The sequence below is a fragment of the Anaerofilum hominis genome, assembly GCF_014287275.1.
In the GTDB taxonomy this organism is placed as follows: Bacteria; Bacillota; Clostridia; order Oscillospirales; family Ruminococcaceae; genus Pygmaiobacter; species Pygmaiobacter hominis.
The window spans coordinates 182,443-195,565 of the sequence record NZ_JACONZ010000004.1 but is presented as its reverse complement, the minus strand read 5'-3'; the positions used below and the strand labels follow the sequence as shown (position 1 = coordinate 195,565).

The 13,123-nt window shown below is 52.8% G+C and carries 10 protein-coding genes; 1 reads left to right on the top strand and 9 read right to left on the bottom strand.

Annotation, left to right across the window (positions count from 1 at the left end; translation table 11 throughout):
• Positions 1–23 precede the first annotated feature (23 nt).
• The 5 genes from H8S23_RS11445 to H8S23_RS14210 all read right to left on the bottom strand — a co-directional run bounded on the left by H8S23_RS11445 (position 24) and on the right by H8S23_RS14210 (position 5,056).
• Positions 24–1,412, bottom strand: a complete 1,389-nt coding sequence (locus H8S23_RS11445) for an ATP-binding protein (RefSeq protein WP_186888469.1) — start codon at positions 1,410–1,412, stop codon at positions 24–26.
• A 329-nt stretch (positions 1,413–1,741) separates the two neighbouring features.
• Positions 1,742–2,548 carry a response regulator gene (locus H8S23_RS11440; RefSeq protein WP_186888468.1) on the bottom strand — a complete coding sequence of 269 codons (807 nt, stop codon included), beginning with the start codon at positions 2,546–2,548 and terminating at the stop codon, positions 1,742–1,744.
• 451 nt (positions 2,549–2,999) lie between these two features.
• A complete protein-coding gene (locus tag H8S23_RS11435; RefSeq protein WP_186888467.1) occupies positions 3,000–3,218 on the bottom strand; it encodes a DUF6514 family protein in 219 nt (72 codons plus the stop codon).
• A 346-nt stretch (positions 3,219–3,564) separates the two neighbouring features.
• The gene (locus tag H8S23_RS11430) at positions 3,565–4,398 is read right to left on the bottom strand and encodes a response regulator (protein WP_186888466.1); all 834 of its coding nucleotides are present in this window, start codon (positions 4,396–4,398) and stop codon (positions 3,565–3,567) included.
• Between the two features lie 109 nt (positions 4,399–4,507).
• Entirely contained in the window at positions 4,508–5,056 is a 549-nt protein-coding gene (locus H8S23_RS14210; protein WP_186888465.1) for a hotdog domain-containing protein, read from the bottom strand.
• 396 nt (positions 5,057–5,452) lie between these two features.
• On the opposite strand from H8S23_RS14210, the gene H8S23_RS14205 reads away from it, so the two are divergent.
• Positions 5,453–6,427 carry an alpha/beta hydrolase gene (locus H8S23_RS14205; RefSeq protein WP_186888464.1) on the top strand — a complete coding sequence of 325 codons (975 nt, stop codon included), beginning with the start codon at positions 5,453–5,455 and terminating at the stop codon, positions 6,425–6,427.
• 796 nt (positions 6,428–7,223) lie between these two features.
• Here H8S23_RS14205 and H8S23_RS11415 read toward each other — a convergent pair.
• From H8S23_RS11415 to H8S23_RS11400, 4 genes are all read right to left on the bottom strand, one after another.
• Positions 7,224–7,991: a class I SAM-dependent methyltransferase gene (locus H8S23_RS11415; RefSeq protein ID WP_004010385.1), complete on the bottom strand. Its 768-nt coding sequence runs from the start codon at positions 7,989–7,991 to the stop codon at positions 7,224–7,226.
• Between the two features lie 50 nt (positions 7,992–8,041).
• Positions 8,042–9,961 carry a tetracycline resistance ribosomal protection protein Tet(W) gene (gene tet(W), locus H8S23_RS11410; protein ID WP_031474227.1) on the bottom strand — a complete coding sequence of 640 codons (1,920 nt, stop codon included), beginning with the start codon at positions 9,959–9,961 and terminating at the stop codon, positions 8,042–8,044.
• Positions 9,962–10,333: 372 nt separating this feature from the next.
• The gene (locus H8S23_RS11405) at positions 10,334–11,521 is read right to left on the bottom strand and encodes a plasmid recombination protein (protein WP_228275371.1); all 1,188 of its coding nucleotides are present in this window, start codon (positions 11,519–11,521) and stop codon (positions 10,334–10,336) included.
• 446 nt (positions 11,522–11,967) lie between these two features.
• Complete coding sequence (locus tag H8S23_RS11400; protein WP_031474225.1) at positions 11,968–13,122, bottom strand: helicase RepA family protein; 1,155 nt, start codon at positions 13,120–13,122, stop codon at positions 11,968–11,970.
• Between the last annotated feature and the right edge of the window lies 1 nt (position 13,123).

The following is a 13,123-nucleotide window of genomic DNA, read 5'->3' as shown; positions in this document are numbered from 1 at the left end:
TTTCAAAAAAACTTTCTGTGACCTTAAACGTACGCTTCCTCTCCTGTCTGCGTGAGAATGATCTGTGGGTCCTTTGGGCGCAGGTTTCCCGCCCGCCGGCTTTGGATCTCTATACGGCCCGCGCCGTCGAAGATGAGACCGATCTGTTTGGTATAGGGATAAAGCTTTTCCGGTCCTTCCCTCAGCACAAAAGAAGCGCGCGCCAGGCGCACCACTTTCAAGATGCTGTAAAAGCCGTTGCCGTGGCCGCTTCCCTTGGTGGTGTTGCCCCGCTCGCCCAAATGTTCAAGAACCTCTTTTTCAAAATCCGGGCCGTTGTCCGAGACCAGCACCTGATAAACGCCGCTGGGCGAACATCCAAAAAGAAACAGGACCTCCGGGTTTGGATGCTCCGTTTCAGCCGCCGAGCTGACGGCATTCTCCAGCAGGTTACCAATGGCATAATGGATGAATTTCCATATCGGCAGGTAACGCAGAAACAGCGTTGTTGCCCGGGCCAGGACTTTGATGTCCAGCGTGACGCCGCGCTCGCGCGCCTTGCGGGCGTGGTTGTAAAGCAGGCTGTTGAAAAACAATAACCCGGTAGAATTAAAAATGATCTTTCGCTCTTCCTCCGGGTCGTCGGGATTTTGGATGGCCGCCATCTCCTCGGCGGGAGACACGTCCAGATCGCCCGCAAGGCGTTCCGCCTCACGGGCACGCGCCATCATGGCATTTTTCATGTCGTGGATCTCAGCGGCGCTCTTGTCGATCTCCTCATCGCGTTTCGCAATTTCTTCAATATCTTCGACGGTTTGTTTCCAGACAATTATTGCATAAAATGCAGAAAGGAGTATGAGAACAAAAGTTGTTAACATATCCCGAATTAGTTTTTCTTTCGCCACGGAAATAGATAGTATCAAAAGAAGTACGTCTATAATGGCCGCACAAAATACGGAAACTTTTCCCGACTTTCTAAAAAGGAGCATATCCAGTTTAGTCTTTGGAAATAGAAAGCCGACAAAATAAGCAATAGGACAAAATATAATCAGAGCGATAATATGGTGGAGTTCTGGATTTGTTATATAGGAGCTAAAAAGCACTTCTACAGCTAAAGCAAGAAACACTTCACAAATACAGAGTGGAAGAAAAAGTATAAACAAAATCCCCGTTTCTGCAAGAATGAAGTGAAAAGTCTTTGACAATTCTCTGGAAAGTATAAATGCCAAAATGGGGAATAAAAATAGAAAGCTAATATTATTCGGAATATGTACCGGCGAAGCCGCGATTACAATTGAAAATACAGCGTTCAAAAGAAAAAGTTTGACTACCTTTAAAGCGGATAGTTTCGATAGAGATATTGCTCGAAATAAGAAAATAGAAAAAGCAAAACGGGTCATAAAAGCGCGAAGAACAGGAAATAACATTGTCATGGTGGGAACCTCCCTTAAATATTTTCATTCCACACCATTACCTTTTTCCCTGAGATGATTCCTGCTGTAAGCATCCTCCCCTTATTTGGGGGGACGCTTACAGCAGGAGTCATCTCAGCTCCAGAGAATGACCCAGAGCTCAGCAATGCGATCCCAGAAGCTCATGTCCCTTGCCCCCTTCCCGTTTCTTGATAGCTACAAGATATCAGGAACGGGTTGGGAGTTGATAGGCGTATCTCCGCAGGGTTTTTTCTCCTTTTTTGTCAGAATAAGACAAAGAGAAAGGCCCCCTATTTAAAAAGGGAGCCGCATGGAGACAGGACGCTGCATCAGGAATGCACTTTATCGAGCAACCGCTTTTTGATAACGGTGTAGAATTTATGGATAAATTCTTTGGCAGAGGGACAATTCTGGTCGGGAGCGAGCGGGAAAGGATAATACATCTTCAGCACACTGTCAGAACAGTGTGCCCAGGCCTGCGAAAGGGCATACTGCACGGCTTTTATGGAGGCCCCGACGCTTTTTTCCTGCCTGCGCGCCAGAGCAAGATCCATCGCATTCAGATCGGGCGGCGCTATGTCCGGGCTTTCCAGTTCCGCGCGCAGCAGCATCAGCAGCATGCACAGGATAGCGCGAGGTCCCTCTTTCCCGGTGTCCATGGTCATCTCCGCAAGGACAAACTCCGCCTCTGCGCGAAAGCGGCGCTCATCCTGGAGCGGGTCGTACAGCAGGTAGGGGGGCGCGTCGCAGCAGTCCATAAAAGGCATCAGTTCCCGTATTTTTCCCACCACATAGGCGGGGCCGTATCCTTTCATGCTTTTGCGGCAATAAAACTGGACCCCACGTTTATAGCATCTCTGTTCCACTGTCAAAGAGTTTACACAAGAGGTAACGACGATAAAGGGGCGATACTCCTTTTTTACCTCTTCCAGTGCTTCCAGAAAAGAAAGGCCGTCCATGGCTTCTCCCAGCTGGATATCTACAATGATGGCTTCCGGCCGGTTTTTGAGCGCGAGGGTAAACCCCTGCATCGCGCTGCCGGTAGTTGCAAGCAGCTCCATATCCTCCAGCTGCTCAAAATACTCTTCCATCGCCTTTGCTTCTTCAAGGTCGTCCTCTAACAGCAAAACTTTCACTTGCACCTACATCCTTCTCCGTTTTTTATCCGTCACAAAACACAGAAATGGAGGAAGACGGACGCAGATATTTTACCATATTCTTGCTGCATTCTGGTACAAAACGGGAAAGATATTGTCTAAAAAGAATACTTTTTATGAAAACCGTATCAAAAAGAACCCTTTTTGAATTTTCCGCTCATCCGGGTTCTCATTTTCCGACACAGCATTTTTCCATCGTACAAAACGGCAAAATGTAAAAACTTGAAACAACTGCTTTCCCCGATCAAGGCGCAAAACAAGCGATCTGCGTCTCAGGCGGCTTTGCGGTTCCCGCTGCCGCCTCGATACGGTACAGGGCTGCCTTTCCGCTCTTTTCGCGCCAAAAAAGTCGAACCCGCTGCGCGGCGCCGGCAGCCGCGCAGGAGTCCGGCAGTCTCCCGTAAAGCGTCGTTCTCTTATGGCCTGCCGGTCATATCATATACAGCTTTTGTATAAAATCCTCAATCACATCCCTGACATGGCAGCGGGCGACCTGCCCGGAATTAAGCAGGTCTGTCAGTCTCTCCGCCGTGGGACGGTCGGTACACAGCGCCTGAACACGTATCCCCAGGGCCGCGTTGATCACGCTGTAACAGGCGGTGCGCCGCCCATCTTCATCCTCAAAAATTTCCCACACCAACTCAAACATCGGCATTCCCCTTTTTTCTTGATCTTTTTTGGCTCTTCTTGCGCATATAAAAACCAGCGGGACAAAGGTTGACGCATCTGGTTCCGGGAGACATCCCAACCCTATCAAAAAATGCATGAAAGATAAAAGTGGATCAAAAATAACGGCTTCTGTCGTTTTTGCGCGGATAAGTGCAAAAATGCACGATAACCAGAAAAAACTCGAAATGAATTTGGCGTACAGCCCACAAAAGTAAAGAAAAATTTGTAAAAAGCGATCGAAAATTGGTGTTCGTGACTAAAACCTAAATAAAAAAATGCCTGTCCACCGCAGTGAACAGGCACAGACAGCCGCAGACAGCGGCCGCTTAATCTTTTTTGTCTTGCGGAGCACGAGAAGCAACAGCGCAGCCGCAAAAATTTGCGCTGGTAAAATTGAAGATAAAGTCCCGCGGGGAGGGATAGTCCTCTAATGTGCCGAGCGGAAAATCATAATACTGCCGCAGATCGTCGGGAGGGATGGTCTTCCACGCGCTTTTCAGGGCGGCGCGGATACTGCGCTCCATGGTGGCCGGGCTTTTGCCGAGCTGTTTGGCCGCCAGAGGATAGACCGTATTTTTGAGGTCGGGCGGAGGCGCCCCTTTTTTCAGCGCCTCGCGAACGGGAAGGATCATCTCCACCAGGACCCTGTTGGCCTTGTCGCCGGTGGAGATCCCCACACGGGCCAGGGTGAGCGAGATCAGCCGCCGCAGCTCGGCCTCCTGCAGGTCGGGAGAGATCGCCCCTTCATTGGCACGCAGCTGCGCGCCGCTGGGTACAAGAGGCAAAAAATTACGCAGGATGCCGATCACCCCGCGCGGCGACCAGTCCCTGTTGTCCTTGCCGATACAGTAGTCCGCCCCCAGGCGCAGAACAGCCTGTTCTGTGCGCGAGGTGAGCAGGCCGGAAGCCACGATCACCAGCGGTTTGAAAGGCAGACGCAGCTGTTTCAGAGCAGCGAGAAAGCCGGTGCCGTCTCCCTGCCGAAGCCTTAAATCAAGCAGCACGATCTCAGGGTGCTGTTCCACCAGCAAAGTCAGCCCGCTGGCTTGCCCGTCCGCAACACCCACCAGCACAAAATCCTCCATACTGCCAATGTAATCTGCGAACAGGCTGCATTCCTTTTCATCGTCCTCGATCAGCAATATCGTATGCGGCGCCAAAACAGTCCTCCCCTCCCCTTAAAGCAAAACATTGCGGGCGACCCTCCGACACGCGCCAAAAAAGGCTGAAAGCGGACGGCAAGACCTCCCGGAACCAAAAATCGGTTCTTCATCCACGCGGCTGCAAAAGATCATCTCTATTTTCGTCCGGGATGGTAGCCCACGCGTTTTGGGGGAATTCCTTATCCAAAAACATAAAAGTGGTAAAGGAGGTTGCCGCCAGGCGTTCGCCGCCGCGGGTGGTGCCCTCTGCGGTCATACTCATCAGGGTGCGCCCGATGGAGGTGGCCTTTGCGGTGACCACCAGGGTATCACCGGGCAGCACCGGCTTTAAAAAGGTGGTGGAGAGGCTGACCGTCGTGATGAACCGCTGTTTGCCCCAATAGTGACACAGCGCGCCGAAAGTGCCGTCAAAGACGGTGGAGATCAGGCCGCCGTGCATGGTGCCCTCCGGGTTGAGGGCCCAGTCTTTGACGTTAAAAAACACGGTAAGGCTTTTCTGCGCATAGTCGCAGCGCAGAAAATGCGGATGCAGCAGGGAATAAATATCCCCTGATTCCCGGTTGAACCCCTTGAGATACCAGCAAAGAAAACGTTCCATATCCTGCTGCGAGTTGCAGGACCAGTCCACCGCCGCCATGAGATACCACCCTTTCACAAGACCGTCCGCCCCGCCGGGGCGCGACGGCGCTATTTTACCACAGGAACAGCGGAAAAACAAATTTCTTCCGCACCCGTGTGTTTCACCCGACTGTGAAAACGGGCGTTGGACGCCGCGGCGCATGGACAGCCTGACTGTACCCGCCGCCGTTTTGGCCTGTGGAAAAGAAGCCCGGGATATGGTATGATGAAAAAAACAAGGGTTTTGTGCCGCAGACAGGCGGTCGCGCACCGGCGCTGCAGTAAATAGGAGCGCTTTGGGGAATGGGCAGGAGCAAAGAATGCGGGACAGACAACTGCGTCCCGGGTCCTGGCACCGTGCCGGAGCGCAGCGCTGCCGGGTCCGCAGTGTGGACCACAGGGTCCCCCACAAGCCCCGGGCGGGAGGCGCATAGTGACAGTCATTTTATGGGGCGTGATCGTCCTTTTGGCGCTGGTATTGGCAGCAGGCAGCATTTTCATGTATTGTTTCGTGATCCTGCGCCCGCGCCGAAAGCGGAAGCAAAAACCTCATGCGGCCGCGGCCGAACACGGGGACGCACCGCCGGCGCGCGGCTCTTTTCAGGAAAAGCAGCAGGCGCAGCTGCGTGCCAAAGCCTGGCTGCGGGCCCAGACCGCGCTGGAGGATGTAGAGATCCGCAGCGGGGACGGTCTTCGTCTGCACGGATATCTGCTGCCGGCTCAAGTCCCCACAGGCAAGGTCGTTCTCGCCGTGCACGGTTATAAGTGCGATGGACTGAAAGAGTGGGGTCTTTACGCGGATCACTACCACCGGCGCGGCTACCACCTGCTGATGCCTGACAACCGCGCCCACGGGGAGAGCGAGGGCAAATACATCGGCTTTGGCTGGCTGGACCGGCTTGACGTGCTGCGCTGGACCGAATATCTTTGCGGGCGTTTTGGGCCGGAATGTGAGATCCTGCTGCACGGCATCTCGATGGGGTCCGCCACCGTGCTGATGGCGGGCGGGGAGAGCGCGCTGTGCCCACAGGTGAAAGGCATCGTGGCGGACTGCGGCTATACCTCGGCCTGGGACGAGTTCGTCTATCAGATGGGGCGCAATTTCCATCTGCCGCCGTTCCCTTTCCTCTATGGCGCAGATCTGCTCTGCCGCTGGCGGGCAGGCTATGGCTTTAAAGAGGCTGATACGCTGGCTCAGGTGAAAAAAATACGGGTGCCGGTGCTGTTCATCCACGGGGACGCGGATACCTATGTGCCCACTGAGATGGGGTATCGGCTGTACGAGGCATGCTGCGCCCCCAAGCGGCTGATGATCGCGCGCGGGGCGATCCACGCGAACAGTTACCTCACCGACCCGGATGCCTATGAAAAAGCAGTCTCGGCGTTTGCCGCCAGTTTGAACTTTTGACCAGCCCCGCTCCCGACGCGGCAAGGCGCTTCTCCTCTGCAGGGATGAGGCCGGACATTGGGCGTCCCGCAAAAGAACGGCACAGACTGAGTTTACTTCTCTCCCGGAGAAAAGCGCCGGAAACGCCGTATGCCCTGCACAGTCAAACTTGCTGGCAGCGCAAAGCGGTATATTCACCCGAGGGACCGTGCCGGCGTTCTCTTTTTGCCTGCGTTGACCACATCAGCAGCCTGATATAAAGACTCTTCTAAAGCAGAAAACCACTCGCCGGGCGAGTGGTTTTCTGCTTTAGAAGCTTTGCAAAATAGAACTATCGGCCCTCTGTAAAGTGGCCTAAGAGAGGGAGATCACTCCCACTCGGCAAATTCAGATATAGTAGGGTGTATTTGAGGTGATTTCGCAGGAAAAACTTTCGCAAATATGTTAATATTCCACCTGCTATTTTCGGCTGTAAAGTTTATTAGTATCAAAATAGTATCACAAAAGGCTGGGAAATACAACAGAATTATGTGGAGCTCTACATAATTCCGGCACGGACGGACGCTGTCAGGCACAGCGGATAACAGCCTTGCAAGAGGCGTTGTACCTGCGCTGGATATATTCTTGATAGGCTTTCTGGTCTGTCATGGAAATTCCCTCTCTCTGAATAATAGTGCGGGGCGGCAGCACTCCTTGCTGTCGCTCCTTGACTGCCTAACTGCGAAACCGGGCGGGGCTGTCAACGGTGGGCGAAGCCCGTTCATCTTGACCGCCCGCTGGCTCGGCTGGCTTTGCTATTTACCCGACAAACTTGAATTTATTGTAAGGTATCACGTTTTACCTTCTTAAGCCTTACTATCATTACCATAGGAATTTCTTTGTTGGTTTTGAAACATTCTTCATAAAATCCATCAATGACAAATCCAGCTCTAAAACAAAGGTTAAAAATATCTTGTATGGAACGATGATAATAAATCTGCTCTTTCGGTTGCCCTTCAATCGCTATATCATAGTAACTGTGCGGTGTCATATATTTTTCAGTCAACGTGACAAAACAAGGGTGTTGCGTTGCAAAGACAAAAATTCCGCTTTCCTGCAACAGTTCATAAACAGCCATAAGAAGTGGTTCAATATCCGTAATATCCATAATTGCCATATTAGAAACTGCTTTCGTAAAGGCTCGATTTCTTTTTAATTCTAATATACTTTTTCTATTGGTCGCATCCGCCACACAAAATTCAATTTGTTTTGCATATTGTGATTGCCGTCTTTTAGCCAATTCTATCATTTTTTTGCTGTAATCAAAAGCGACAACCGAAGCGCCTCTTTGTGCAAGATACGAAGAATAATTTCCATTGCCACACGCAATATCCAAAATATAATCCGCAGGATTAGGAGATAGAAGTTCCGTTACTTTGGGACGCACTACCTCTCTGTGAAATTCATTAGATTCGTCACCCATTGCATTATCCCAAAATTGTGCGTTCTCCTCCCAGATTTTTTTACTTTCCTCTGTTCCCATGTTCTCTCCCACTCCCAAAATTTGCTTTTTTGCTTCCATTAAATCTTCCTTACGATATTCCATTGTTACCCTCCATAACTTCTGATTGTTGCCGTCTTGACGATTATGTATCTTTACATTACCTTCTGAAACATATGGCGCACCTTGTCCAGGCGGTTGTTTGGACGGCGGGGCTGGATGACCGGCTGGCCGACAGCGGCCTGATACCCTTTTAGCTCTGTAAGGCATACGCTCTGCCCGTTGGTGTAAAAGGCCAGATCAGTACGGTATGCCTGTATACAGCGGGCGGGAATCTCGCCAGTAAAGACAACTTCATCCTTTTTTACCTGGGCCGTTTCGATGGTGGCACAGTATTTCGGTGCATCATGATAAGCCCTGGAAAGGTATTCCTGGGGCGCATAGAGGGTGAAGGAGAGATAAGGTTCCAGCAGCTGCGTCCCCGATTCCTTCAATGCCTGTTCCAATACAATCGGGGCCAATGAGCGGAAGTCCGCCGGCGTGCTGACTGGACTGTAATAAAGCCCGTATTCAAAGCAAATCTTACAGTCCGTTACGTTCCAGCCGAACAAGCCCTGCTCCAGCCCGTAACGGATACCATCCCTGACAGCGTTTTGAAAACTCTGGTTCAAGTATCCCAGCGAAACCCGGCTCTCGTATTGTACGCCGGAGCCAAGCGGGAGTGGTGTAACAGACAGTCCGATAGATGCCCAAAACGGGTTGGGCGGCACCTCGATATGGATGGTGTGGCTGGCTGCTTTGAGCGGCCGCTCCATATAAATGACGGTGGGTTCCTTTACCACTGTTTCAATCTTGTATTTTTCCGACAGCAAAGCGGAAACGACCTCCAACTGCACCCGGCCCAAAAAAGAAAGAATGATCTCATGGGTGATGGAATCCACTTCGCAGCGCAAAAGCGGGTCAGTATCCGCAAGTTGCGTAAGAGCGTCCAGCAGCCGTTCTCTTTGCGCTGCCGTTTTCGGCGCAATCGTCGTCCGCAGCATGGGGAGGGGGGCCTCGCGCCACCTTTTACGAGGGAGCCGGGTTTGATCCCCTAATACATCGTTTAACCTCACGCTGTCGCTGGGAAGGATAACAATTTCGCCCGGATAAGCGGTGTCTGTCCGAACAATTTCCCCTTTGGATGGAATACGCATCTCTGTGATTTTCAGCTTTTCTCTCCCGGCCAGGGCCACCGTATCCCGCAGGCGCAGCGTTCCGCTGTATAGCCGCAGATAGACACGCCGCTGGCCGCAATCGGTGTACTCAACCTTGAAAACGCTGCCGCATAGGGTGGCGCTCCCCTGTTCCCCAATCGGTTGGAACAGTCCTGTCACCGCATCCATCAACGGTTGAATGCCAAGGCCCTTTTTGGCGCTGCCATGATAGACCGGAAACAGGGAGGCTTCTTGAACCCGCCGCTGTTCCTCCCGCGCAAGTTTTTCCTGGCTGATTGGTTCTCCTGCGATATACTTTTCCAATAATGCATCGTTATTTTCGATGACCGCATCCCATGCTTCTATGTCGGTATTTTCCTCCAGGACTATTTCCGGGGACAGCGACACCGTCTGCTTGATGATAATATCGGCGGAGAGCTTATCCCGAACAGACTGAACCACGCTCTGCAAATCAACGCCAGCCTGGTCGATCTTGTTGATAAAGATAACGGTGGGAATGTTCATTTTCCGCAGGGCATGGAACAGAATACGGGTCTGGGCCTGCACGCCATCTTTCGCGGAGATCACCAAGATGGCCCCATCTAAAACAGCCAAAGAGCGGTACACCTCCGCCAAAAAATCCATGTGGCCGGGCGTATCCACAATGTTAACTTTACATCTGTGCCACTGGAAGGAAGTGACTGCCGCTTGAATGGTAATCCCACGCTGCCGCTCCAAAAACAAGGTGTCCGTCCTCGTTGTCCCTTTTTCGACGCTCCCTGGTTCTGAAATGGCTCCACTGGCATATAGCAGACTCTCCGTCAAGGTCGTCTTTCCAGCGTCTACATGGGCAAGAATCCCGATATTGATAATGTTCATGTCTATCCTCCATACAAGGCCCGAATGGGCGCAAAAATCCCCAGCGGCTAATACTTTTACCGCTGGGGATCATGACTTCGGACACACAGAAACATACACGACTTACATAAGCCGCGGTCCGTCACGATATTTACTAAAAAGGCAAAAGTATTCTTAAAATTGGGTACAAAAACCAAGCCCCTGCAAGGGGCAATCATTTTTGCGCCCATTATCAAATTTTATTTAAGAATACCTTGCCGCATATTTGATAGACTCCTCAAATCAGGATAATAGCAGTATATCATAGTACGCTCTAAAAAACAAGAAATCATTTTACCGATTCCACAAATAAAATCGGAGGGTATTCACTGGAATACCCTCCGGTTTTGGTGATTATCGTGCGTCTATCCGAATTTTTGACTTTGCGGCCCGTTTCCGTTCCTTTTCGGCATGTTCCTGCTGGTAAGCTGCCTCTAATATTCTGTCCACTTGTTCTGGGCCAAAGGCCCTTTTGACCCGCTCATAGTCAGCGGAGACTTGCCGCATGGCCTTGTTTTCCAACTTGACCTCCTGCAATCGATCAGACAGGCGGATGTTGCTCTCCCTCACCCGGCCATAGTCCCCTTGCAGACGCTCAAATTTCCCCCGCAGCTCCACATAGGCCAGATACAGGGAGCGCAGCACCTTGACGATTTGGGCCAGCAGGGGCTTTGCCTTTTTCTCTCGGTAGGCCCGGCCTGTTTCCAGCGTTCCCGGCTCCGGCAAAATCTCCTCCGGATTGGCGGAGAAATCCGCTGCCAACCGCTCCATATTTTTCACCGCCGGGGCAAGTTCTTTGAGCCGCCGTTCCTGGCTCTCCACCTGGTTTTCTTTCTCCGCCTTGACCGTCTCCAGAACGGCGATCTCCTTTGCCCGCTGCTCTTTCTTGTAGTCCAGCACAGACAAGTGCTTGTCGTGGGTGCCTTTGTCCTCCCACTCAATCCCGTGGCGCTCCATGACCAGGGAAAGCTGCTCCTTTTCCGAGCGCACCCACTGGCTCCACTCTGTGTCCCCTCTGGTGCCGCCCTGGAAACCCTGGGCCGCTAACGCCTGTTTCAAAGATACCCTCGTGTCCAGCCCTCGCTTGCTCCCGGTGGTGAATGGTACAAAGTCAATGTGCAGATGGGGCGTAGCCTCGTCCATGTGGAGGTGGGCAGAGAACACCCGGAGTTGGGGGTTGCGCTCTTGAAAGCCCTTCATGTACTCGTCCAAAACCGCTGCCGCAAGCTGTCCCTCCTCGCTGTCGGCGCTCATATCATCTCGATTGCCCACTTGCAGGATGATTTCATGGAACGGCTTTTCCTGCTTGCCGGAGCGGATCTTCTCATAGTAATCCTCTATCCTTCTGTCGGCCCTGGTTTGTTTAGCGTTGTACCGTTCCAGAGCCTCGTCAAAGAGTTCATGGTACACCGCCTTGATATTCTCCTGGCAGTAGGTTATATTCAAGTGGGAGCGTTCCGGGTCAGTGTTCTTGGCGTGGAATTTTCTACTGTTATGGTTCACCGATCCTTGGCCCACCATGGCGCTGATTGTCCTTTTCAAATCAATCCCTCCTCCCTTTTCCGCCGCGCAAGCGGCGAGCCTTTGTTACTTTCTGCGAAAGTAACGCAAAAGCACTTTTGACAGCCTGACGGCCATCAAAAGCGCATTTGCGCCCTACGGGGTGGTGTGGGGGCTTTGCCCCCGGCAACTGCGGTTGCCTCCCCCAGCAGGGCCGCCCTTTGAAAAGGGCACCCTGCACCCCGCCTAAACTTTGTCACTCGCCGTTGGGCAGGGTGGAAAGGCCAGGGGCCTTTCCACCGCCCGGCAAGTGTTTTCCGTGGGCCGAAAGTCAAGGGGTACGGGTTGTATTGACTTGCGGCAATCTCCACCCGCAGGTATGCCCCCCTTGACTTTCGCCCCCGCTCCCCGTGACAGCCGTGACGACCGTGACGATGTTTTACACACCGCCTCCGCACTCCGAAAAGCTGTCACAGCTGTCACGGTCGTCACGCCTGGGGTTCCTCCAACGTGAGCTTGATACTCCGCCCGGCATGGGTTCGGGCGCTTTCATAGTGGATGTGGTACTCATAGGACAGCCGCCACGCCCGGACATTCAGCCGCATAGCCAGGGCATTGGGTTTCATATCCAGCCCCAGGGCGGCGACAAGTTCCGTGGCCGTCCCTCTCCACTCTGGCCGTTCCGCCGTTACCAGGGCGGCAACAGCCTCCAACACCGGGTCAGGCGGCTCCTGCCGCAGCTCCGTTTCCCGCCGCTCCAGCTCCCACACAAGCCGTTCCTCGTCCCGCTTGAGGTAGAGGCGCTGGTCTTGCTGATCCCGCCCAGAAATGTCCAGGGTGGCGGCGTTGTCTGCCCGCCGCTCCTTTTGGAGCAGAAAGGCCCCGTCTGCCGCACCCAATAAGCCGTTGGTGCCGGAGATCATATCAAACTTATCATCGGCCTGCTGCTTGCGGGTGTGATGTACAACCAGGAGGCAAACCCCGCTTATATCGGCAAACCGTTTCAGTTTGGTGATTACCTCATAGTCGTTGGCATAGCTGTACTTCTCTGCCCCGGCCTCCCGGATTTTTTGCAGGGTGTCGATGATAATAAGCCGGGTGTCCGTGTGTTCCCGGACAAAGCCCTTTAGCTGCTCCTCCAGGCCACCGCCGAGCTGCTTAGCTCCGATGGCAAAGAACAGGTTTCCGGTACTCTCTACTCCAAACATCCGGTACAACCGCTCCTGTAAGCGACGGTGGTTGTCCTCCAGGGCCAGATAGAGGACTGTCCCCTGGCGCACCTCATACCCCCACAGGGAAAGGCCCATACTCACATGATAGGCAAGCTGGGCCATGAGAAAGGACTTGCCCACCTTGGGAGCGCCCACAAAGAGATATGTCCCCGCATAGAGCAGACCGTCTACCACAGGAGGTCTGCCGGGGTACACCTGTTCGTAGAGGTCATTCATAGACACGGTAGGCAGATAGGCCGGGTCATTGACCCGGCTTATCTGCCGCAGGATTTCCTCCAAATCTCTTTCCGGGGGCTTGTGTTCTGTCACGCCCTCTGCTATACTTTGGTTAGGTTTTTGTGAGAGCGACTGTCCCCCGTCTGCGCCAACAGGCGGATATGGGGCAGTCGTTTTCTCTTGCAATCTATCCATC